This window comes from Staphylococcus simulans (assembly GCF_002902285.1).
Classification (GTDB): Bacteria; Bacillota; Bacilli; order Staphylococcales; family Staphylococcaceae; genus Staphylococcus; species Staphylococcus simulans.
Genome location: NZ_PPRU01000020.1, coordinates 14,983 through 37,452, shown reverse-complemented (window position 1 = coordinate 37,452; position 22,470 = coordinate 14,983). Strand labels below are relative to the sequence as shown.

Annotated in this window: 19 protein-coding genes and 1 riboswitch; of the genes, 9 read left to right on the top strand and 10 right to left on the bottom strand. The window is 36.5% G+C overall.

The genetic code is table 11. The features are described 5' to 3' along the window. Positions 1-157: 157 nt before the first annotated feature. The 3 genes from nagA to CD112_RS06000 form a co-directional block, all read right to left on the bottom strand. A complete protein-coding gene (gene nagA / locus CD112_RS06015) occupies positions 158-1,312 on the bottom strand; it encodes an N-acetylglucosamine-6-phosphate deacetylase (RefSeq protein WP_103364016.1) in 1,155 nt (384 codons plus the stop codon). Positions 1,313-1,528: 216 nt separating this feature from the next. Beyond that, positions 1,529-1,738, bottom strand: coding sequence for a hypothetical protein (locus CD112_RS06010; protein ID WP_061055214.1), 210 nt, complete (start codon positions 1,736-1,738; stop codon positions 1,529-1,531). 428 nt (positions 1,739-2,166) lie between these two features. After that, positions 2,167-3,000 (bottom strand): trypsin-like serine peptidase, encoded by an 834-nt coding sequence (locus CD112_RS06000; RefSeq protein WP_103364015.1) that lies wholly within the window; start codon positions 2,998-3,000, stop codon positions 2,167-2,169. A gap of 275 nt (positions 3,001-3,275) precedes the next feature. After that, positions 3,276-3,387: riboswitch (TPP riboswitch) on the top strand. An 85-nt stretch (positions 3,388-3,472) separates the two neighbouring features. Between CD112_RS06000 and CD112_RS05995 the strand changes: the two genes are divergently transcribed. From CD112_RS05995 to CD112_RS05970, 6 genes are all read left to right on the top strand, one after another. After that, the gene (locus CD112_RS05995) at positions 3,473-4,045 is read left to right on the top strand and encodes a thiamine phosphate synthase (protein ID WP_103364014.1); all 573 of its coding nucleotides are present in this window, start codon (positions 3,473-3,475) and stop codon (positions 4,043-4,045) included. Beyond that, positions 4,038-5,171: an NAD(P)/FAD-dependent oxidoreductase gene (locus CD112_RS05990; RefSeq protein ID WP_103364013.1), complete on the top strand. Its 1,134-nt coding sequence runs from the start codon at positions 4,038-4,040 to the stop codon at positions 5,169-5,171. The genes CD112_RS05995 and CD112_RS05990 overlap by 8 nt, the downstream gene beginning before the upstream one ends. Continuing rightward, a complete protein-coding gene (thiS, locus tag CD112_RS05985) occupies positions 5,155-5,355 on the top strand; it encodes a sulfur carrier protein ThiS (protein ID WP_002479920.1) in 201 nt (66 codons plus the stop codon). Before CD112_RS05990 ends, thiS begins: the two co-directional genes overlap by 17 nt. Before the next feature lies 1 nt (position 5,356). Continuing rightward, positions 5,357-6,124: a thiazole synthase gene (locus tag CD112_RS05980; protein ID WP_002479921.1), complete on the top strand. Its 768-nt coding sequence runs from the start codon at positions 5,357-5,359 to the stop codon at positions 6,122-6,124. Further along, positions 6,124-7,152, top strand: a complete 1,029-nt coding sequence (locus CD112_RS05975; protein WP_103364012.1) for a ThiF family adenylyltransferase — start codon at positions 6,124-6,126, stop codon at positions 7,150-7,152. The genes CD112_RS05980 and CD112_RS05975 overlap by 1 nt, the downstream gene beginning before the upstream one ends. Before the next feature lie 248 nt (positions 7,153-7,400). Next, the gene (locus tag CD112_RS05970) at positions 7,401-7,853 is read left to right on the top strand and encodes an arginine repressor (protein WP_103364011.1); all 453 of its coding nucleotides are present in this window, start codon (positions 7,401-7,403) and stop codon (positions 7,851-7,853) included. A gap of 81 nt (positions 7,854-7,934) precedes the next feature. On the opposite strand, the gene CD112_RS05965 is transcribed toward CD112_RS05970, so the two are convergent. From CD112_RS05965 to CD112_RS05940, 6 genes are all read right to left on the bottom strand, one after another. Then, complete coding sequence (locus CD112_RS05965; RefSeq protein WP_002479924.1) at positions 7,935-8,606, bottom strand: Crp/Fnr family transcriptional regulator; 672 nt, start codon at positions 8,604-8,606, stop codon at positions 7,935-7,937. A gap of 240 nt (positions 8,607-8,846) precedes the next feature. Then, positions 8,847-10,271, bottom strand: coding sequence for an arginine-ornithine antiporter (arcD, locus tag CD112_RS05960; protein WP_002479925.1), 1,425 nt, complete (start codon positions 10,269-10,271; stop codon positions 8,847-8,849). A gap of 267 nt (positions 10,272-10,538) precedes the next feature. Further along, a complete protein-coding gene (arcA, locus tag CD112_RS05955) occupies positions 10,539-11,774 on the bottom strand; it encodes an arginine deiminase (RefSeq protein ID WP_002479926.1) in 1,236 nt (411 codons plus the stop codon). Between the two features lie 504 nt (positions 11,775-12,278). Next, a complete protein-coding gene (locus CD112_RS05950) occupies positions 12,279-12,890 on the bottom strand; it encodes a hypothetical protein (RefSeq protein ID WP_500271896.1) in 612 nt (203 codons plus the stop codon). A 75-nt stretch (positions 12,891-12,965) separates the two neighbouring features. Beyond that, positions 12,966-14,117 carry a thiolase family protein gene (locus CD112_RS05945; RefSeq protein ID WP_103364009.1) on the bottom strand — a complete coding sequence of 384 codons (1,152 nt, stop codon included), beginning with the start codon at positions 14,115-14,117 and terminating at the stop codon, positions 12,966-12,968. Next, positions 14,114-15,493, bottom strand: coding sequence for an AMP-binding protein (locus CD112_RS05940; RefSeq protein ID WP_103364008.1), 1,380 nt, complete (start codon positions 15,491-15,493; stop codon positions 14,114-14,116). The genes CD112_RS05945 and CD112_RS05940 overlap by 4 nt, the downstream gene beginning before the upstream one ends. A 266-nt stretch (positions 15,494-15,759) precedes the next feature. Here CD112_RS05940 and CD112_RS05935 point away from each other — a divergent pair, with 266 nt between their 5' ends. The 3 genes from CD112_RS05935 (at position 15,760) to CD112_RS05925 (ending at position 21,565) form a co-directional block, all read left to right on the top strand. Then, on the top strand, positions 15,760-16,644 hold the full coding sequence (locus CD112_RS05935; RefSeq protein ID WP_023015545.1) for a helix-turn-helix transcriptional regulator: 885 nt from the start codon (positions 15,760-15,762) through the stop codon (positions 16,642-16,644). Positions 16,645-16,988: 344 nt separating this feature from the next. Continuing rightward, on the top strand, positions 16,989-18,560 hold the full coding sequence (locus CD112_RS05930; RefSeq protein WP_103364007.1) for a YSIRK-type signal peptide-containing protein: 1,572 nt from the start codon (positions 16,989-16,991) through the stop codon (positions 18,558-18,560). 359 nt (positions 18,561-18,919) lie between these two features. Beyond that, positions 18,920-21,565: a YSIRK-type signal peptide-containing protein gene (locus tag CD112_RS05925; RefSeq protein WP_103364006.1), complete on the top strand. Its 2,646-nt coding sequence runs from the start codon at positions 18,920-18,922 to the stop codon at positions 21,563-21,565. A 121-nt stretch (positions 21,566-21,686) separates the two neighbouring features. On the opposite strand, the gene CD112_RS05920 is transcribed toward CD112_RS05925, so the two are convergent. Next, on the bottom strand, positions 21,687-22,466 hold the full coding sequence (locus CD112_RS05920) for a glucose 1-dehydrogenase (protein ID WP_023015548.1): 780 nt from the start codon (positions 22,464-22,466) through the stop codon (positions 21,687-21,689). Positions 22,467-22,470 lie beyond the last annotated feature (4 nt).

The following is a 22,470-nucleotide window of genomic DNA, read 5'->3' as shown; positions in this document are numbered from 1 at the left end:
AGTATAAACAATAACTAAAACAACTATACATGGGTATACTATATGTGATTTTTATAATGAAACACATTATTATACGCCGTTATATATCTAATTGTAGGCACCAAAAACACAAATAAAAAAAGCACCCGTTTTAAATACGAGTGCCTCTAACTATAAATTAATAGTTATGAACTTGACCGTTTTTAATTGTTGTTTTGACATGCATGTCTTGATCTAATAAGACTAAGTCTGCATCTTTGCCTTCTTTAATGCTGCCTTTATGATCGTCTATACCTAACGCAATGGCTTGATTTAGGCTTGTTACACGCCACATTTCTTCGAGTGATGCACCAGTAAATGTAAGCATATTGCGTAAGCCGTCATTCATTTTTAAGATACTGCCAGCTAAAGCACCTGATTCTAATCGTGCTTCTGAGCCTTTGACAATAACGTTTTGTCCACCTAAATCATACTCGCCATCCGACATACCTTTTGCGCGCATCGCATCTGTAATTAAGTAAAATCGTTTATTGCCTTTCATTGTATAAGCGATTTTAACTGATGCTGGATGTGAATGAATACCATCTGCGATTAGTTCTGTATGGATACCGTCGTTGGTCCATGCCGCACCAAATTGTCCAGGCGCACGATGTTCAAATGGTGTTCCTGCATTATAAAGATGAGTGACATGTTTTGCGCCATGTTCTACCGCTTCATTCACTTCATCAAATGTCGCAACAGTATGACCCATAGAAAAGATAATTTGGTCGGATAATTTTTCTAGAACTTCTTTTGCACCTTCTACTTCTGGGGCAAAGGTAATCACTTTAATATTTCCGTCAGCTTTCTCTTGGAAGTGTTCAATCGCATCTACTGAAGGACGTTGTACATATTTAGGGTTTTGGGCGCCTACTTTATGTTCTGAAATAAACGGACCTTCTAAATGAACACCTGCAATTTCAGCCGCATTTTCTTTATCTTGAACTGCTTTATATTCCACAATATTTTCTAAGGCACGATCGATGTTTTCCACTGATTGTGTCATTGTTGTCGCAAGGAATGATGTAGTACCTTCAGAAAGTAACGATTCAGCTAAATGTTTCAAACCTTCAAATGAAGCATCCATCGCATCTTGTCCGTACCCGCCATGAATATGAATATCAATAAACCCAGGTAAAACATATTGTCCTTGTGCATCCACTACTTCTAGATCCCCTTGATAATCACCATGACCAACCTCTGAAATTTTGCCATCAGAAATTTTCACATAACCTTTATCTAAGACACCTGTTTCTGTATAAACTTTACCGTTTGTCACTACATATTCAGTCATTTTCTAACCTTCTTTATTCATAATATATACCATTGGTATTTTAACACATTACAGCGCCCCAAACTTGAAAATTAATTTCATAACAAAACATCAAAAAAGCAGAAGCCCTTTAGACTTCTGCCGTATCACTCAATGTATATAAAGTACTGTAGTAAAGAATTAAAGTGTCTGTACTTGTCAACTGTATATACTATAGAAACCTTGTATCACATTTCATTATTGTATATTACGTATCAGATTTTTAATTTCAATTAAACTTTTATCTAGATTATTAATTTTGTTCTCTAAGCGTTCAAAATTTCTATCTTCAGATTTTCTGAGATACTTCAAGTCTATACTCATTAAACCTTGATCCAGTCTCATCTCTATCAACATATTTTGTAAGCTTCTTATTTGTTCGTTTAAAAATTGTATATTTTCATTCATAATTTCATACCCTCTCTCATATTAATAACTAAGATTTTATGATTACTCTCAATATTGCTAAATGAAAAACATTTAATTTTCATCAACTTAAAATCATTAATATGAAACCTAGCTAAGACGGCTGAACCCCAGCAAAATAAGGCATACGATGTAGATATTTTAAAGATTTTTTCATAGTTGATACCGCCCTTCCTTATATTTAAACACTGAAGCACTCACTAGTTCCCCTAGATATTTATTAATATAATTATACTACGGTTCAATTCTTAATTCCATATACAACTTGAATTTTAATTTTACTATTTAGGTAAAATAATTGTCATCTTTTTTTACGAAATTGAATCAAACTAGGTAAATAAAAACAAAAAACACAATCTCCCTAATCCGTGCGACTCATTTCACACTTTTAAAGAGATTGTATTTAAAGTCTATCTAATATGACTTCTCACAAAACTTCCTGTTAATCCATTTAATGCTTCTCCGCCTGCCATTTCAACTTTGGCGTAATTATAAGGTGATGTACCCCAGAGGTTATAGCCGTATGTGCGTAATCCATAGATACGGTAATTACCATCAACCATGACTGATCCTGAAGCACCTGCACGGAATTTATCTTTGGTTTGTAGTTCTGTTCCGTTTGAAGATTTTTGTATGAATTTTAATTTACTCCAGTAGGATTTTGTATTATCTCCATTTTGCCATGGATAACCTACTGAATAGAGATTGCGATTATAAGTTAAGTTGTTGATTTGTGAATTCGACGCAAGAGGTAATGCTTGTGTGTAGTTCGTCAGTTTTTCTTTGGTATAGACTAATGCGACATCGGCTTGAGGTACTTTAACCACTTTCGTTGCGTGAAAAGTATAAGTTTTTGCCTTACCATCGCGATTTAAATCAAACGTAATATATTTAGGATTAGCTGCCGCACCTTTGGCATCATCTATCACGTGTGCATTGGTAATTAATGTATAAGGTCCTATAACAGTCCCTGTCCCCATACTGTCTTTACCTCTACCTTTCCAACCATCTTTATTACTAATACGTCCTACTGCTTTATATTTTCCTTTGTATGCATTTGCGATGTGTTTAATTTGTACATCATTATTAGAAATTCGCTTTGTTTTAGGATAAGCTTTAGACGCATTATAATCCGTCATCCCATTATAATAATAGCTACCTGCTGCTAACGTTTCTGTATTTGTTAAAGTTAAACTAGCCACAACCGCAAGTGATACAACTGCACTTTTGAATATATGTTTCATGTATATCCCCTTATGTTTTTTCTCATTGTATCACACATATTGACGGCTGTATTTGCTTGTTTCAATAGTCTTACTTGTAAGCAGTAAAAACCTACAATGAAAGCGATTCGCTATTGCAATTTTAATGCAAGTGATTTATGATGTGTTTGTATATAGAAGGAAGTTATATTTCAAGAATGAAAAAGTCAGTCCAATACGTTAACGCCTCGCTACACGATTAGTTAAAGTATTGAATATGATGACTTCCTGAAATACTATGAATCAAATAATTTCAATAAGTCCACTGGAAGTGCCTGTTCCTACAGGCTGAGATCCTTATGTATGATAAGGAAATTCTTGGAACCTGATCTAGTTTATACTAGCGTAGGAAAGTGGCGTATTGTACGTTTAATGCGCTATTTTCTTATATGGAAATAGCGTTTTTTTATTTCGCTTTTATTGCGACTTATTGATTAAAGAAGGTGAATCCATCGTGTGGGTCGCGATAACGCCATATGAACTCACAAAAACAACCATAGCTCAATATGTTGAAATAGCGCCTGTGATTGACTGTTTAATTGTACGTACTGACCAAGCAACTCAAGCTACAGAAATTCAACGCTTACTAGATGCTGGATTTCCTAAAGCTAAAATCACTGCGCATTCCAATATAAAACTATTTGAAAATTTTGATTTAAAGCGTATTCATTTTAAAGAGATGGACGAGCGTGCCTTTGAATTCAAAAGCAAGTATCCAGATGTATGTGTCAGCATGTCTACACATCATAAAGATACAATTCAATCCGCTAAAAATCATCACTTAGATTTTGTGTTATTCGGTCATCTTTTCGAGACCGGTTCTAAACCAGGTTTACCGCCACGTACGCCATCTGAAATATCAGATGCCTTACAAGTAGATATGCCTACCATCGCACTTGGCGGTATTAACGAAAATACGTTATCACAAGTGCCGCATGGTTTTAGTGGTATCGCAGCCATTTCTTTCTTCTTACAACATGATATACAAACACTTCGCACCCTCAAGGAAGGTGAACATTATGTATGATTTAGCCATTATCGGAGCAGGCGTCATCGGAATGTCTATCGCAAGACATTTAAAAGACAGTGGTTTATCTATCGCATTAATCGACCGTGATATCGAAGGCAAACATGCCTCTTATAAAGCAGGCGGTATGTTAGGTGCACAAAATGAATTTAAAGAGGACAGCCCCCTCTTTCGTTTAGCGCTTACTTCACGTGCTAAGTTCAACGCATTAAGTACAGACTTGCTTTCTGAAACAGGTATTGATATTCAGTACCAACAAAATGGCCTGATTAAGTTAGCCACTCAAACAGAAGATGTCCCATCATTGAAACAACAATATGCATTTCTTCATTCACATGATGAGGATGTTCAAGACTTATCAGATACTGATTTAGCATTACTGACCAATCATTTAGTTAAAAGTACAGAAGCCATGATGTTTGTGCCGCACGATCATCAAATCAATGCCAATCATTATACTAAGGCGCTTCATGCTTCACTAGAAAACGCACCAAATATTGATCGCTTCTCACACACGAATGTAACCGCAATTCATCGTGTCGGTGAAGGTTATGATATTGAGGCAGAGCGTAACGGACGTCGCACTTTAACAAAAGCACATAAAGTAATTGAAGCCACAGGTGCTTGGGCTGGCAATGTCTCAGAACAACCAGACATTCAAGAAGCAGTCAGCGGTGTTAAAGGCGAAGTCTTGCTCGTTGAAAATGAAGACTTAGATTTAAAACAAACGTTATTTATGACCAACGGCTGTTATATCGTACCTAAACCTCCGCATCGTTTCTTAATCGGCGCAACAAGCTACTTTGATGATTACTCTGTCGGTGTATCTGAACAAGGTAAAACATGGTTATTAGAAGAAGCAATTAAGCGTGTACCTGAACTTGCGGGAAGCAAAGAACTCAAATACTGGTCAGGTATTCGTCCATGGACTAAAGAAGAACAGCCGATTATGGATGAAGTACAAGAAGGATTATGGATTATTACTGGCCATTACCGTAATGGTATTTTATTATCACCTGTTATCGGTGAATTAATGGCCGAATGGGTTGCGACTGGACATCGTCCACAAGCACTCGAACCCTTTCAATTTGAATTAAGGAGGGAGAAACATGAAGTGCATCATTAATGGTGATCCGTTCACATTCGATACTGAAGTCACAATTCAAGATATTTTAGATCATTTAGAACTCGACAAAAAACGTGTCATCGCAGAACATAACCAAAACTTAATACAACGTGAAGACTTCGCAAACCAAATCGTACGCGAAGATGATCGTTTAGAACTATTAGAATTTGTTGGAGGCGGATAATATGTTAAAAATTGGACCTTATGAAATGGAATCAAGATTATTACTCGGTACAGGAAAATTTGAAAATGAAGATGTACAAACGAAAGCTATCGAAGCTTCAGGTACAAACGTACTGACATTTGCGGTACGTCGTATGAATCTATATGACAAAAACTTACCGAACCCCCTTGCGAACGTTAACTTAAAAGACTTTGTTACATTCCCTAATACAGCTGGTGCGAAAACAGTTGAAGAAGCTGTTCGTATCGCAGAAATCGCAAAACACGCAGGTGTTTGCGACATGATTAAAGTCGAAATTATCGGTGATGATGAAACATTACTACCTGATCCGATTGCAACGTATGAAACATGTAAAATTTTATTAGAACGTGGCTACATTGTTTGTCCTTATATCTCTGAAGACCCAGTATTAGCCAAACGTTTAGAAGAATTAGGTGTTCATGCGGTAATGCCTTTAGCTTCACCTATCGGTACAGGCCGTGGTATCAACAACCCATTAAACCTAAGCTATATTATTAAGAATTCAAATGTACCGATTATCGTTGATGCAGGTATTGGTTCAGCGAAAGATGCGGCACAAGCGATGGAACTCGGCGCAGATGGTATCTTATTAAACTCTGCTGTATCACGTGCTAAAGATCCAGTGAAAATGGCAGAAGCAATGAAACTTGGTGTTGAAGCAGGTCGTTTAAGTTATGAAGCTGGCCGTATCCCAATTAAATATACTGCACAAGCATCCAGCCCTACCGAAGGTTTAGGATTCTTATAATGCCTACACCGTCAGAAACACCAGATTTCAACGAACGCTATAGCCGCCAAACACGCTTTGCGCCTTTTGGCGCACAAGGTCAACACAACCTTGAACACACACATGTATTAGTCATGGGTGCGGGTGCCCTTGGCAGTCATATAGCTGAACAACTTGTGCGTATGGGTGTCGGCAAATTAACCATCGTCGATATGGATATTGTTGAATTAACCAACCTTCATCGCCAAGCACTTTATGATGAAACAGATGTCACAGAAATGCGTCCGAAAGTCTATGCATTAGCAGATAAACTAAAAGTTATTAACTCTAATGTAGAAGTAGATCCTATCTATGAAGAAATCACTTCAACAAATATTGAAACGATGATTCAAGATATTAATCCAGATATTTTATTAGATGGAATGGACCATTTTGCGATTCGCTTCTTATTTAATGAAGTCTGTCATAAATTAAATTTACCTTGGATTTATGGTGCAGCTGTTGGAGGTAAAGGTTCTGTCTATGCGATTGATTATACAGGTCCTTGTTTACGTTGTTTTATGGAAGAAACACCTGAAACTGCAGAAAGTTGCGCAATTAATGGTGTGATACCACCTGTCATTATGCAGGTCGTGAGTTATCAGATTGCGGAGCTGATGCGCTATGTATCAGGCAAGGGATTCTCTGGCAAACTCATTACGGTGTCACCCTTTGAAGTCAAACAACAATCTATGGATGTCAGCCGCTTCAAAAACCCTAATTGCACAGTCTGTGCACAAGGTAATTACGAATATCTAGGTAAACGTCAATCAAACGTCATCGAAGGCAGTTGCGGAGATACATTCGTCTTCCGCTTCAAACCTGATCACTTTGACAACGCCGACTTATTCCCAGGTCAAATTCTTAAAGCGAATCCTTACGTCAAACTTTTAAATGTAGACGGTTATGAAGCCACACTCTTTAAAGATGGCCGCATGAATATTCATCATATTGAAGATGAAGACACTGCAGAAACACTTTATCGCACTTTATTAAAAGCAGTAAAATAACAATGAAACCACACAAAAGAAGTGTACACCTAAAACGCGTGTACACTTCTTTTTTACTGAATAAGGCGTTCAGTTATTAAGAAACTTCAATTATTTAATCTCAATATTACTTCTAACTTACAAACAAGTTCTTTCATTTATTCAAAGCACTTTGCGATAATATTGTTAAATAAGCAAAAATGATTTGAGTTCACTTAACTTATAGAATACAATAATACTGTATAATTATTAATTTAAGGGATGAGGATATGGAAAGAGAGAAACGTCTTGATTTAATTAAATTACTACTAAAGAATAACAAAATTTCTACAGTACGTGAGTTAGCTGAAATCATGGAAGAGCAATACAATTTAATTTTCAGTATGACCACAGTCGCAAAAGATTTACAACATTTAAGAGTGACGAAAGTTCCGAATGGCTCAGCCCCTTCTTATTATGTGTTACCAGAAAAAAATGAAGCAAACAGCTTTCGTGAAGCTTTCAAGAAATATCGCGTTGATAGTATCAACTCTATTATCGTTAAAGACAGCTATATCCTAATTAAAACAGAACCGGGATTTGCCCGTACCATCAATTACTGTATTGACCAAATGCAGCTGCCGCATGTTTTGGGTACAGTCAGTGGTAATGATGTTATTATGATGTTAATGAAATCAAATGAAGAAGCAGAATATGTGAAATACTTATTATTGAAGCCTTGATGAGCTAAATAAAGATAAATGAGAAGAGAGAAGCGACATGATTACTTTGTTCAAAAGTAAGGATGCCGCTTCTCTCTTCTTCTACAAGGACTTACTTACAGTCCAAGTTTGATGATTCTTTAACACTAAATTTTGTTTACTTAAATCTCTGATCACATGACTGGCTTTTTCTCTTGATACACCTGCTAACTCACTTAACAGTGTCACAGTCATAATCTTATCTAGTTCGTAATAAGCACCTTGATCGTTTCCTACCGTTTCGCACATTACGCGCAATGTGTTTATCACCTTTTGTTCGGCATTACGACCAAGTAAAGCCATATTACGTTCAATGTTTTGGTTAGCTTCTGTACGTAATAAATCAAAGATTTTAATAAACGTATCTTCGTGATTTTTACATAAATATTCAATGACATTTTTAGGCACTCTGACAATCAAGCTGCTTGTGAGCGCTGTACATGATTCATGGTAATGATCAGAATGGAATAAATGATTTAAAGGAAACATATTAATCGGTCGGTTCAACATTAAATAGTCGTCACCGTTTTCGTTCAACATTTCTCTTGATACATAACCTTCTAATAATACATAGATACTATCCGCTTCTGATCCTTGATAATAAATCACTTGCCCTTTTTCATAGTTCCTGACATAAATCTCAGAAAGATGAGGAACGAGCAGCCCTGATGGTACCTCTAATATTTTCGATAATGCTTGAATCGACGCTTGATAATCTTCAGTACTATTGCTCATACACGTTCACCTCATCTCTTTCTCTCTTTTTCATGAATGTGTGTTGAAAATATAGTTTTTATTAATTGAGACAGCTGAAATATCTGCCCTTTTTTCAACATGTACAACGTGTTTATTGTATCATATTGCGTTCGCACACACATTCTTATGTATACAGATAGAAAGGCAGCTTACAGGATGTAGCGAGGTCCTGCAGGCTGCCATTTCTTTATCTGTTGTCAGGATTTCATGCGTCAGTAATTAGAAGACACTTACTGCGCCACTGAACAATCTTATTAAACCAAGAATGGCAAAGATGACAATGAATCCCATTAAAATGTAGTCTCTTGTGATGAATTTGATACCTTTGTTGCGTTGTACAATCCAGTAAACGAACAGACCAGGTACATATAGCAACATTGTCAGTAGCAAGTAGTCCACGCCTGCTGCGTAAATGAGCCATACCGCATAGATAGAAGCGATAATACCGATTGCCATTTGTAGGTTGCTTTTACGATCATACTGCAATGTATATTTGAATTGATAGAATGCACTGAATGCATATGGAATCAATATCGCACTGGATGCGAGTGAGAATGCGAATTGATACGCACTATCTGTAAATAACATACTGATTAAGAACAGTTGTACTAAGATGTTTGTGATTAGGAGTGAGTTGACTGGTGCACCATTTTTGTTTTGTTTCGCAAACCATTTCGGGAACATTTTATCTTTTGCGACAATGAATGGTAACTCACCAGCAAGCAATGTCCAACCTAACCAAGCTCCAAGTACTGAGATGATTAAACCAATGTTTGTCACAACTGAACCCCATGGGCCGACGATGTGAGCAAGTAAAGCTGCCATTGATGGACTGCTTAATTCAGAGATTTGATTTTGTTCGATAACACCTTGTGCAAGTACAGTTAATAAGAAGTAAATCACTAATACAATCAATAGACCGAGTACTGTAGCTGTACCCACATCTTTCTTCGTTTTCGCACGGCCTGAGAATACAACCGCACCTTCAATACCAGTGAATACCCATACTGTAATCAACATTGTACCTCTCACTTGTTCCATAATGTTTGAGAAGTTGATTGGTAATGCGATGTTGCCTTTCATTCCTGCAAAACCGGCCATAAACGTGTCAAAGTTAAATGCGACGATCATACATACAATTGCTAGGAAGATAGGAATTAACTTGGCAACTGTGACAATACTGTTGATTAGGGTTGCTGTTTCTACGCCTCGCAGAATCAGGAAGTGTACACCCCAAAGTAAAATGGAGGCTACGATAATACTTGGAAGTGTGTTGCCGCCTTTAAATATCGGGAAGAAGTTGCCGACTGCTGACATCAGCAACGTGGCATATGCAACGTTTCCTAAGAATGCTGCGAACCAGTATCCCCATGCACTGGAGAAACCGACGAAGTCACCGAAACCGGCACGTGCATAACTGTAAATACCGCCGTCTAAATCAGGACGTTTATTTGTTAAGTTCTGGAATACAAATGCGAGTGATATCATACCTACAGCTGTAATGATCCATCCGATGATAATTGCTAATCCGCCGGCATTGCTGCCCATGTCAGAGATAATATTAAAGGCGCCGCCGCCGATCATTGAACCAACGACCAGACCGATTAAAGCCGTTTTACTGAGTTTACTTTGTTCTCCGCTCATCTTCAAAACTCCTTTAATGCTTGAGACTCTCTCAAAGCATGTGTTGTCAATTTATTTATTTTTTGACGCTATACTGCTTTAATTGTTTTAAAGGGCCTGCGCCTCTTGCTATTTCCAAAATCATAGGCCATGTACAAACATGTCGCCGTGAATAGGTATCAAATTAAGTCAAAGCAGTATTCAATCTAAAGCCAGGCTTTAAGTGATGACGCTAAACTGCCTCTATTGATGCAATCCTTATCACTTAAAGCACTGTATACTTTAGAATTAGATATCTTCACGGTATAACGGTTGGCTCATGCAACGTGGGCCCCCGCGTCCGCGAACTAATTCACTACCTGTTACTTCGATAACTTTAATGCCTTTGTCGCGCAATAATTGGTTAGATACATAGTTACGGTCGTAAGTAACAACGACACCTGGACGGATTGTTAATGTGTTAGATCCGTCGTTCCATTGTTCACGAGGTCCTACGATGCGGTCACCGTCACCTGTCGGAATGAAGTCGATGTGGTCTAAATTCAACGCATCTTTTAATGTTTCTTTTAAGTTGTGTGTACGTGTGATTGTGATATCTTTGCCATCTTCAGTTGGTTCAAGTGTGAAGATATTCATGTCTTCACCTTTTTTCTCGATAGCTGAGTGGATTGTGAATTTATCATAGTCAATCATTGTGAATACTGTGTCTAAGTGCATGAATGCACGTGTATTCGCGATTTCAATCGCAACAACTTTTCTGATTTTTGAATCTGGGTTTGCAAAGATTTGACGTGCTAATTTTTCAATCGCTTGTGCTGATGTTCTTTCAGAGATACCGATTGCGATTACTTCTTCAGAAAGAACTAATTCGTCTCCACCTTCAATGTTGTAAGGTGAGTTTCTGTCTAACCATACTGGAATATCAGCATCTTTGAATCTTGGGTGATGTTTTAAAATATAAGTGATGAAGATAGACTCTCTGCGACGTGCTGGCCAGAACATACGGTTAACTGTCATACCATTACCTACTGACGCTTGTGGGTCACGTGTGAAGTAAAGGTTTGGCATTGGGTTCATGTAGAATGGATAAGAATCGTCCACATACTCTACTAAGTGTGCATGGTCTTGTCTTACCTCTTCTTTACGAACACCTGCCATTACTTTTTCGATTAAGTCTTCGTTATTTAATGTTTCGAATAACTCTTTTACTTCTTCTTCATGGCCTAATAATGTATCTTCAGATTCCGCTAATACATCTTCAATAAATTGTTCACGTACTTTTGGATCTTCAATGGCTTCTGCAGCTAATTTTTCTAAATAAAGCACTTCTACGCCTTCGTCACGTAGCACTTGTGCAAATTTGTCATGCTCTTCTTGTGCTACTTTTAAATACGGGATATCATCAAATAATAATTCTCCTAAATACTCAGGTACTAAATTTTCTAATTCTTTACCAGGTCGTTTAAGTAATACCGTTTTTAATTTACCGATCTCACTGTTTACTTTAATTGGATGTTCATTCATTTGTGAAACCTCCTTGTTTTATTTATCTATATTGTAAGCCCTTTCAAATGTTGCTCATGTGAATTAAATCACATTACAACTGTTGTACTTTTCACACTTATCTTTTTATTCATTACATGTTTCTGTATATTTAATACATTTATATGGGGTTTACATGTATAAACTATGAATAATAAGCGAATTTAATGTGCTTTAAATCCCAAAGAAAAAATTTTATTCATTTTTTAGAGAATATATACATTATGTTTCATAAACCGTGTCAGTGTGGCCCTTTTAACAATGCATCTCAGTCTTAGTATTTTGAGACATAAAAAAAGAACCAGCATAAAGGTCCAATATAAATCCCTCCTTATGTGGCTCTACCCGTATTTGATTAAATAACCGCTTCTTTACAAAACTTTAAAATTGTACCAAACTGCATAAAAAAAGAAAACCACGGTGTGGTTTTCAATACTTACTAATATGCTCTTTCTTCATACCTATTTCTTATAAACCATCCATTATCTATCTTACTTTAATCTCTATACACGGTTGATGCGCTGTATTATATACACTCATATGCGTATAACTGTCTTTTGAATCCACTTGAATGTATAACCATTCATCTTTTATGATCATCTGTTTATATTTAATGTCTAACTTGCGATAAGCTTTTAATTCATGATCATGCGATGCCCCTACCTCTAATGCTTTCATTACCACAAAATCTCCAGGCATCACATCCTCTTGCCAATGAATAGGATTATAATCAGAGACTGTTTTTAAATACGTTTCAACATCATCCCACTTTATTTCTAACGGTAAAGCTTGGGCTGGTAAAGAAAATGTTTCTTGAACGTTAAGTGTTTCAGATGATGAGGACTGTTGATGAAATGTCTCTTTCATAGTAACAAACGTTGTTTCAATCTCTATCCATATATCAGCGCTATCCGTAGCGGTAACTGTCAGTAAATAACGTGATTGCTCAAAGTGCTTCAGCACTCGTTGATCTATTAATTTAAGTTCAGCTGTATAAGTCTTTCCTTCTATTAAAGAATGATAACGATGGATACGTTTCTGTCTTAAGATAAAAGAATGTTCAGCTGATGCTTGAAAGGGTTCAAAACGATGCCAGATATCTGTTAATTAAAACGCATCTAAAGGAATAGAAGCGTATTTTGACGATAATTTCCAAGTAAATGTCTGTTTCATTTAGTGCTCTACCTTCTCAAATAAAGTCGAAATACCTAACCCGCCACCAATGCCCATTGTAGCTAATGCATGATTTCCAGGGAAATACGTAAGAATAGAAATCAGTCGTGCGACTAAATTTGCGCCGCTTGCGCCATATGGATGTCCTTCAGCGAGCGCACCACCAAATGGATTTACTTGTCTTTCTTCTATACCAAGCAAGTCCATAGAAGCGAGTACTTGAGAGCTGAAAGCTTCATTAAATGCGACCCAATCTATATCTGAAATAGATAATCGATGTCTCATTAATAGTTGTTCAGTCGCAGGGACAGGTCCAATACCTAATAATTTGGGATTGACTCCTGAGACCTGTGCATCTATAAATTTCAATTGACCTTTTAACCCGAGTGCTTCTGCTTTTTCACGTGACATAACTAACGCTAACGCAGCACCGTCACTTTTAGGACAAGCATTGCCGACAGTGACTGAGCCTGCATCAAATAGCGGTTTCAATCGTGCTAAACGTTGTGCAGACATCTTTTGTTTGGGTGCTTCATCTTGTGTTACTTGTTCACCACGGATTGTTAAAGGTACGATTTCACGTTGGATTTGTGATAAATGTTCAAAGTATTTTTGATGACTACGTGCCGCAAAAGCATCTTGATGTTCACGAGCAACTTGATAAACTTGCGCTACATTTTCAGCTGCTTCTAACATGCTTGGATCTCCCATAGATTCTGGGGTAAAAGGCGCACGTTCGTATATTTCTGGCGGGTGTTTCTCATACAGCGATTGCGGTTTTTGAATTTTCCATGGTGCTCGACTTGTTGATTCCACTCCTCCTGCAAGATAAATATCTCCTGCACCAGCTTGAATCATGCGACATGCCAGGTTGATTGCTTCTAAGCCTGAGCCGCATTGACGATCTATCGTCATACCCGGAATATCAGAAGAGAGTCCGGCATGAAGTAATGATTTACGCGCGAGATTACCGCCGTTACCTACTGTATTACCAATGATGACATCTTGTATATTTGAAGCGATAGACGGATGCAGCTGTATCAATTCATCGATAAGTGGCTTGAGTAAAGCTTCAGGTTCTAAATGTTTAAAGATACCGCCATACTTGCCTATTGGTGTTCGTTTCGCTTCAATAATGACTGCTTCTCTCATTTTTCTTTCCTCCCATAGCGTTCATCCATCTCTTTACGTGCGATTTTTCCGCTATTCGTCCATAACATTTCTGGTACTTCAATAAAGCGCATCGGTACTTTATAACGTTCTAAATATTGACGTAAATCACGTTTTATCTCTCGAATCGTTATAGGTTGTTTTGTTTGGTAATACGCAATCAACACTTCTCCTAACTCATAATGCCTTTCACCTGTCACCATAACGTGTTGGATCGGTGTCGTTTCTAAAATTACACGTTCCACTTCTTCAGGATAGACATTCATTCCGCCCACAATTACTTTATTATTGACCCGTCCTTCTAATATCAGTTCTTGATCTTCTGTCATTTTTGCGTAATCACCTGTCGCAATAGTGTCTTGATTAGAGATGCTTTCTCCATCTACATAGCCTGAAAAGACCATATCACTTTGTACATGAAGCTGTCCGATTTGAGTAGGATCAGACAATTTCTGTCCAGTGTCATCAGTTAAAATAACTTTAACGCCTTTGAAAAGTTTCCCGACATTCTTTGGCGCATAGTCTGTCACGTGATGATATGAAATAAAACTCGCTTCACTTGTACCGAAGAATTCAATAACTTGTGATTTCGGCATCCTTTCTTTAAAGCGTTTAATCGTATGCGGTTCTAATTTCGCACCTGACGTTAGAAATGTCACAGAGATATCTCTTAACTTTTTGGTGTTTAATTGTAAAATCTGTTCTAAAACCGAAGGTACAATAAAGACGACAGCCTTTGGATGCTCAATAAGCTGATGTAATAATTGTGCAGGATGATAATCCATCTGCATATAACACGGACAATGAGAATGGTACGCATACATCATGGCATAAAGGGTCAGTGAATGCGCAATTGGACCTGGCGCAATTACGCATGAAGGCGGTGCGTTTAAGATATCGTCATTCGCATCATAACTGACTAACCAAGAGTACCTATTACGATAATATGCTTTTGGCATGCCTGTCGTACCAGAAGTAAAACCGATGTGCAATAAATCATCAGGCGGTGATGTCACCTTTTGTGAGGAAGGTGTTTCTGCTTCATTTAATTGTTCAAGACGTAGTGAATTAACACCTTCAATCTTCTTATCAGCAATCACATGTGTAATCTGATAATGATTTAAAATTTGATGTAGTTGTTCAGATGTCCACTTCGCATCTAACACTACCGGTAAATAACTGCTAGATTGTACAGCGAGATAAACACGCAAGAATTGTGCCGGATCTTGAATTAATATACCAATACTTTTTGTTTGGTTTGCCCATTGTGCAATGTAGCCACGATCTATGTTCAACACATCATTTAATTGTGCTTTTGTTAATCGGCTTGCTTCGGTTTGAATGACAATATCAGACATACAGACCACCTTTCCTTTAATAAAATTTATTTCAAAGCAGTTTAATTTTATCATAGTGCTATTGAGAAAGAATGAGTTAGCTTTATAATCTATCCACCACACAATCCAATTCATTATTCTTTTGTATGCAAAATTATTGTATACTAATTATGAACGAGGATTTTACAGTGTTTAGATTTGGACGGACGACCTTCGTAACCTCACATAAACTCGAATCTTTCCTCACTATCTATGAATTTTCATCTTGAGAACAAGGGGGCATGTTTATGGAACAAGCTCACAGAATTTTAAGTATTTATACGCGTTTGCTTCAACAAAAGGTTGTAAATAAGTATGAGCTGTCTAACGAATGGGGTGTCTCTTCAAGGACAATACAAAGAGATATCGATAATATTCGGAATTTTCTTTACGATACAGACGAATGGCATGGTTATCGTAAAGAGATTACCTACAATCATAAGTTAGAATCTTATGAAATGGACAGTTCCAGTTCAAACCATGAAGTCTCACTTTACTTTTTGCTGACGTTGTTAGAAACCGTTTCACCTGATATTGATCAACATCTTTATAATTATTTAGAATTACTGATTGCGACTTTCCATACGCAACATGAAAGCGAATTACGTTCACATTTGTCTAAGTTGAAAGTTGGCAAACGTTTCGATGAACTCAATCATATTGTGACTGCTTCACGTGCAATCAATAAATCTCAAAAGCTATATACTGATAACCACCAAGAGATTACCCCTATCGGCATTCAATATTATAACTTTACATTCAACCTAATTTATAAGATGCATGATCAAATCCTTTCTACTGACTTAAAACAAAAAGTTGTCACTTTCAGTCCAAACCACTTCCATGCACAATCCGTCTATAACTCTATAGAATGGGTCACATTTGAACTCGTGCCAGAACTCTATGAATTGATTCGACATCGTTACCAACACAAAATCATTAAATTAGTTAATAAAAAGTATTATGTCATTCGTATTAAAATGTGTGTTGAAGATGCGATTAACTTCTGTTTCACTGCACGAAATCAAGCACGGCTTGTCGGACCTGAAAGTACATATCAAATTGTGATGAAAGAATTGTTGAAACTTCAAGAAACATACTTATTTACTCGACTAAGCGCAAATGAATATTAACATGAAAGCTGTATGTTCAATTTGGACATGCAGCTTTTTTGTCGAAACTTATAATGAGTTTCTTCCTATATTAATAGCCACTTTCTGTTTATTCTATCACGCTTTCACTTTTTCTTAATCATTTTAACTTTCCGTTTAAACATATAGTCATCAGATGACATAATGTGTCATACAATGTGGATAAGTCGTGTGCTTTATTTATGAAAAGCGCATTCATTTTTCTGATAAATGAAAATTTATGTCTACACCTATTATGTAAAATAAATGTATAAGCAATATATATTTTTTTCATCTTAGTAAGTCTATCAAAGTATATGCATATTTATTATTAGGAGGATTAGAAAATGAAAAAGAAACAACTATTTTCTTTACGTAAGCTATCTGTGGGGATTGCTTCAGTATCACTTGGGACATTAGTATTTTTAGGCGGAGGACAAACAGTAAGCGCTGAAACACAAGATTTAAATCAAAAAACTCAAGAAGCTTACAACACGATTAATAACTTACCGAGTTTAACAGATGCTGAGAAAGATGCGTACAATCAACAAATCTTAGAACAAAGCGGACAAAACAACTCAAACTTTGATGCGATTTTAGCTGAAGCTCAACAAGATAATACACAAGCAGCTGAGGATATTAACTATGCTTCTCAAGATGCTTACAATATTATCAACAACTTACCTAGCTTAACGGACGCGCAAAAAGATGCGTATAACCAACAAATTCTTGAATCAGCAGGTGCTAACAACACTGACTTCGACAAAATTTTAGACGAAGCACAAGCTACCAATGATCAAGCGGCACAAGATATCAATCAAGCTTCTTTAGATGCTTACAACACGATTAACAACTTGCCTAGCTTAACTGATGCGCAAAAAGACGCATATAACCAACAAATTCTTGAAACAGCTGGTGCTAACAACACAAACTTCGACGCTATCTTAGCAGAAGCTCAAAAAGTAAATGATCAAGCAGCTCAAGATATCAACCAAGCTTCTCAAGAGGCTTATAACACAATCAATAACTTACCTAACTTAACTGATGCGCAAAAAGATGCATACAATCAGCGTATCTTAGAAGTTGCAGGTACAAATAGCACTGACTTCGATGCAATTTTATCAGAAGCTAAAGCTGCTGATGCTCAAGCTGCTAAAGAAACACCTGAAGCACTAGAAGCATTAAACAAAGCAACTCAAGATGCATATAACACAATTAACAACTTACCTAATTTAACAGATGCTCAAAAAGATGACTTCAACCACCAAATCTTAGTTGAAAGTGGTCAAAACAGCACAGAAAAATTTGAAGCTATTTTAGCTGAAGCAAAAGCTTTAGATGCTAAACAAGCACCAGTTGAAGAAGACAAAGCTGACGATAAAGAAAAACAAGAAGATCCAAAATCAGAAGATAAAGCTACTGAAGAAGAAGCAAAACCTGAAGACAACAAGTCTGAAGAGAAAGCTGATCAAAAAGAACAACCTAAAGAAGATGCTAAAACTGAAGGTAAAGTAAAAGAAGAAAAAACACCTGAAAACAAAACAGATGAAAAAGCTGTAGAGAAAGATATTAAAAAAGCTGCGGATGAAAAAACTTCAGTAAAAGAGAGAACTAAAGCAGCTCATGATGCAGTGAACAAATTAGAAAATTTAACTCAAAAACAAAAAGACGCTTATATCGCACAAATCGATAAATCAGCTAAAGAAGATAAAGGTGCACAATTCGAAGCAATCTTAACAGAAGCTAAAGCAGAAGACGCTAAAGTTGCGAAAGAAAATGCGAAACCTAAAGCTGATGCAAAAGAATTACCAGCAACTGGTGAATCAGACGAAGTACTATTTGGTTTATTATCTGGCTCTTTATTTGCAAGCGCAGGTACTTTATTCTTATTAAACGCACGTCGTAAAGAAAGTAAGTAATATTTTTCTTCTATCTAACATTATAAAAACTCCCCTATCTCAAACAACCTGGTAGAAATATCTATCGGGTTGTTTTTTCTGATTCTAAGGAGAAACTTAAAAAGTAAGTTAAGATAGTTCTTCTAAAACTTTAATTTATACACATTAAACCATTAAATAATTTTCAAAACTCTATAAAAGACATATTATGTCATACCAAATGTAAAAGGCACGTATAAATTTACAGAAAATTTTCACACTTATTTTTTAAGTGAAGCATCATGTCTATATACGTAGTGTAAAATATATGCATATCTATAAATAATCTATCATATTGTCATCACTACTATGCATAGTCACATTAGGAGGAGAAATACATCATGAAGAAAAAACAACTATTTTCTTTACGTAAATTAACAGTCGGTATCGCATCTGTGTCATTAGGAACAGTAGTATTTTTAAGCGGAGCGCAAGCGGTTGATGCTCAAGCCAATGCGCAAGATGCTACAACTATTACACAAAACGCTTATAACGTGGTAAATAACTTACCAAATATTTCTGATAAAACAAAAGATGCTTATATCGCAAAAATCACTGCTGCAGCTGGTAATAACAAACTTACTGATGTTGAAGGCATTGTAAACAGCGCTAAAGCTGAAGATGCTCAAGTTGCAACTGCTAAAAAAGTTGCTGCTGAACAAGACGCTAAAGCTGTTAACCAACAAGTAGAACTTGCTAAAAAAGTTGCTATTGAAACAGCTAAAAAAGATCACGCTCAAAAAATCGCTAATGCTAAAGCTGAAATTTATAAATTAGAAAACCTTTCTAATTTTACAAAAGCTAGATACAGCGCAAAAATTACTAAAGCAGCTACTGATGAAATTGCAGGATTAGTTCAAAACGCTAAAGCTGAAGATGCTAAAATTGCAACTGCTAAAAATGCAGGTAAAGAACAAGCTAAAGCTGACGCTGCTGCTAAAGATAAAGCTGTTAAAGCTTTAAACCAAAAAACTGCTGATGCTTATCAAGTAATCAACTCTTTGAAAAACATCACTGACAAACAACAATTAAGCTTCTTACATCAAGTTGAAGTAGACAGCGGTACTAACAACGGCGAACGTATCGATGCTATCGTTGCTGATGCTAAACAATTAGACGCTCAATTCGCTTATGATAAAGAACAAAAAGCTAAAGCTGAACAAAAAGCTGCAAGAGAATTAAATACTTTAACTCAAGTTGCTTATAACACAGTTAACGGCTTACACAACTTAACTGATCAACAAAAAGATGCATTCAACAAACAAATCTTACAAGACAGTGGTAACAACAACGGTCATAACATTAACAATATCGTTGCTAATGCAAAAGCTTTAGACGAACAAAATGGTAACGCTAAACATGCTCGTGAAGCAGGTGCTAGCACTGTTGAACAAAAAGACAAAGCAGTTAGAGAATTAAACACTTTAACTTCTGTTGCTTATAACACAGTTAACAATTTACCAAACTTAACAGATGCTCAAAAAGATGATTTTAACCATCAAATCTTAGTAGATAGCGGAAACAACAACGGTCAAAAAATTAATGACATCGTTGCTGCTGCTAAACAAAAAGATGCTGAAAGTGCTCAAGCTAAACACGTTCGTGAAGCAGCTGCCAACACTAACCTTCCAGCAGACGTAGCTAAAAAAGTTAAAGCAGCTCACAATACTGTTGAAGCTTTGAAAAACTTAAAACCAGAACAAAAAGCTGCTGCACATCGCAAACTTAACGAAGTAGCACGTACAGATGCTAAAGCTATTGATACTGTTGTAGCTCAAGCTAAAGAATTAAATGCTAACCAAGCACCAGGTAATAACGAAAGAGCTAAACAAAAAATTGAAACAGCTCAAAAAGCTCATGCTCAAAGAATTGCTAATGCTCAAGCTGAAGTTAATAGATTGAAAAACGTTTCTAAAAATACTAAAGCTGAATACAACGAAAAAATTTCACGAGCAGCTACTGATGAGATTCCAGCATTAGTTAAAGAAGTTAAAGCTCTAGATGCTGCTAAACAACCTGCTATTGCTAAAAAAGAAATTGCCGCTGCTCAAAAAGCACATGCTGAACAAATTAAAGAATCTCAAGCTTTAGTTAACAAATTAGAAAACCTTTCTAAAGAAGCTAAAGATGAATACAACAGCAGAATTGCTAAAGCAGCTACTAATGAAGTAGAAGCAATCGTTAATGAAGCTCAAGCTGAAGATACTCATGCTGCTACTGCTAAAAAAGAAATTACAGCAGCTAAAAATGCTCACGAAGCAGAAATCGCTCAAGCACAAGCTGTTGCTAAACAAAAAATTGAAACAGCTCAAAAAGCTCACGCTCAACTACTTGCTGATGCTCAAGCTTTAGTTAACAATTTAGAAAACCTTTCTAAAGAAGCTAAAGATGAATACAACAGCAGAATTGCTAAAGCAGCTACTGATGAAGTAGAAGCAATCGTTAATGAAGCTCAAGCTGAAGATGCTCATGCTGCTGCTGCTAAAAAAGAAATTACTACAGCTCAAAAAGCTCATGCTAAACAAATTGCTGATGCTCAAGCTTTAGTTAATAAACTTGATAAACTTTCAAAAGATGCAAAAGCTAGCTACAATCAACAAATTGCACAAGCAGCTACTGATGAAGTTGCAGCAATAGTTCAAAAAGCTCAAGCTGAAAATGCTAAACAATCACCAGTTAATAAAGAAGTTAAACCTGCTCAAAAAGCTACAACTACTCCAGGTCAAGCTAACAAAGCTGGTCAAACTACAACTGCTCAAAACAATGGTAAAGTTGTAACTGGTCAAAAAGCTGCTCAAAAAGCTGGTCAAACTACAGCTACTACTAACAAAGCAGCTGCTCAACAAAAAGCTAAAGACGCTAAAAAACAATTACCTGCAACTGGTGAACAAGATCAAGTATTATTCGGATTATTATCTGGTTCATTATTCGCAAGTGCTGGTACATTATTCTTATTAAATGCACGTCGTCGTAAAGAAAACGAATAATTTAATCGTTATTCTTTCTAAAAATTAACACCTATACTGAAACCCGGCAGGGAAATGGTCAATAGCCGTTATCCTTACCGGGTTTCTTTTGGTTATTAGATTTTATGATTTGTATAATTGATTACAACGCTGTATAGCCGCCATCAATTGTAAAGACACTGCCTTGTGCGAATGATGAAGCATCTGAAGCTAAGTATACAACGATACCGCCTAATTCTTCTGGCAATCCAGGACGGCCCATAGGTGTGAAGCCCATCCAATCATCAATCATTGCGCCACCCTTTTCAAAGAATGGTTTAGTTAATTCAGTCTTCATGTAACCTGGGGCAATTGTGTTAACTTTAATGTTATATTTTGACCATTCCATTGCTAAACTTTTCGTTAACATAATAACACCTGCTTTAGAGGCGTTATATGAACATTGTTCTTGCGGTTTGTTTGCGATAAGACCTGACATACTAGATGTATTGATGATATTACCGTGACCTTGTTTGATCATTTGACGTCCAACTGCTTGCGCAACTAGGAAGACGCCGTTTAGATTCAAGTTAATCACTTTATTCCATTGTTCATATGTCATTTCTTCTGCTTTTGCATTGATTGTCATACCAGCATTATTAATTAAGATATCGATTTTACCGAACTCATCTACAACATCATCTACCATTTTTTGTACATCGTCAGGATTAGTCACATCTACTTTTAAAGATGTTGCTTGAACCCCTTCTGTTTCACGAATAGTAGTCGCTGTTGCTTGCGCCACATCTTCCTGAATGTCTGCGATAACAATATCTGCGCCTGCTTGCGCTAAAGCAGTAGCCATTGCTTGTCCTAAGCCCATGGCACCTCCTGTTACGATAGCTACTTTACCATCTAATCTGAACTGTTCTAAAATATTCATCCTA

Excerpts from the sequence above, each read along its gene's own strand:
- nagA (WP_103364016.1), bottom strand. The coding sequence starts at position 1,312 with ATGACTGAATATGTAGTGACAAACGGTAAAGTTTATACAGAAACAGGT.
- CD112_RS06010 (WP_061055214.1), bottom strand. The coding sequence starts at position 1,738 with ATGAATGAAAATATACAATTTTTAAACGAACAAATAAGAAGCTTACAA.
- CD112_RS06000 (WP_103364015.1), bottom strand. The coding sequence starts at position 3,000 with ATGAAACATATATTCAAAAGTGCAGTTGTATCACTTGCGGTTGTGGCT.
- CD112_RS05990 (WP_103364013.1), top strand. The coding sequence starts at position 4,038 with ATGTATGATTTAGCCATTATCGGAGCAGGCGTCATCGGAATGTCTATC.
- thiS (WP_002479920.1), top strand. The coding sequence starts at position 5,155 with ATGAAGTGCATCATTAATGGTGATCCGTTCACATTCGATACTGAAGTC.
- CD112_RS05980 (WP_002479921.1), top strand. The coding sequence starts at position 5,357 with ATGTTAAAAATTGGACCTTATGAAATGGAATCAAGATTATTACTCGGT.
- CD112_RS05975 (WP_103364012.1), top strand. The coding sequence starts at position 6,124 with ATGCCTACACCGTCAGAAACACCAGATTTCAACGAACGCTATAGCCGC.
- CD112_RS05970 (WP_103364011.1), top strand. The coding sequence starts at position 7,401 with ATGGAAAGAGAGAAACGTCTTGATTTAATTAAATTACTACTAAAGAAT.
- CD112_RS05965 (WP_002479924.1), bottom strand. The coding sequence starts at position 8,606 with ATGAGCAATAGTACTGAAGATTATCAAGCGTCGATTCAAGCATTATCG.
- arcD (WP_002479925.1), bottom strand. The coding sequence starts at position 10,271 with ATGAGCGGAGAACAAAGTAAACTCAGTAAAACGGCTTTAATCGGTCTG.
- arcA (WP_002479926.1), bottom strand. The coding sequence starts at position 11,774 with ATGAATGAACATCCAATTAAAGTAAACAGTGAGATCGGTAAATTAAAA.
- CD112_RS05945 (WP_103364009.1), bottom strand. The coding sequence starts at position 14,117 with ATGAGAGAAGCAGTCATTATTGAAGCGAAACGAACACCAATAGGCAAG.
- CD112_RS05940 (WP_103364008.1), bottom strand. The coding sequence starts at position 15,493 with ATGTCTGATATTGTCATTCAAACCGAAGCAAGCCGATTAACAAAAGCA.
- CD112_RS05935 (WP_023015545.1), top strand. The coding sequence starts at position 15,760 with ATGGAACAAGCTCACAGAATTTTAAGTATTTATACGCGTTTGCTTCAA.
- CD112_RS05930 (WP_103364007.1), top strand. The coding sequence starts at position 16,989 with ATGAAAAAGAAACAACTATTTTCTTTACGTAAGCTATCTGTGGGGATT.
- CD112_RS05925 (WP_103364006.1), top strand. The coding sequence starts at position 18,920 with ATGAAGAAAAAACAACTATTTTCTTTACGTAAATTAACAGTCGGTATC.
- CD112_RS05920 (WP_023015548.1), bottom strand. The coding sequence starts at position 22,466 with ATGAATATTTTAGAACAGTTCAGATTAGATGGTAAAGTAGCTATCGTA.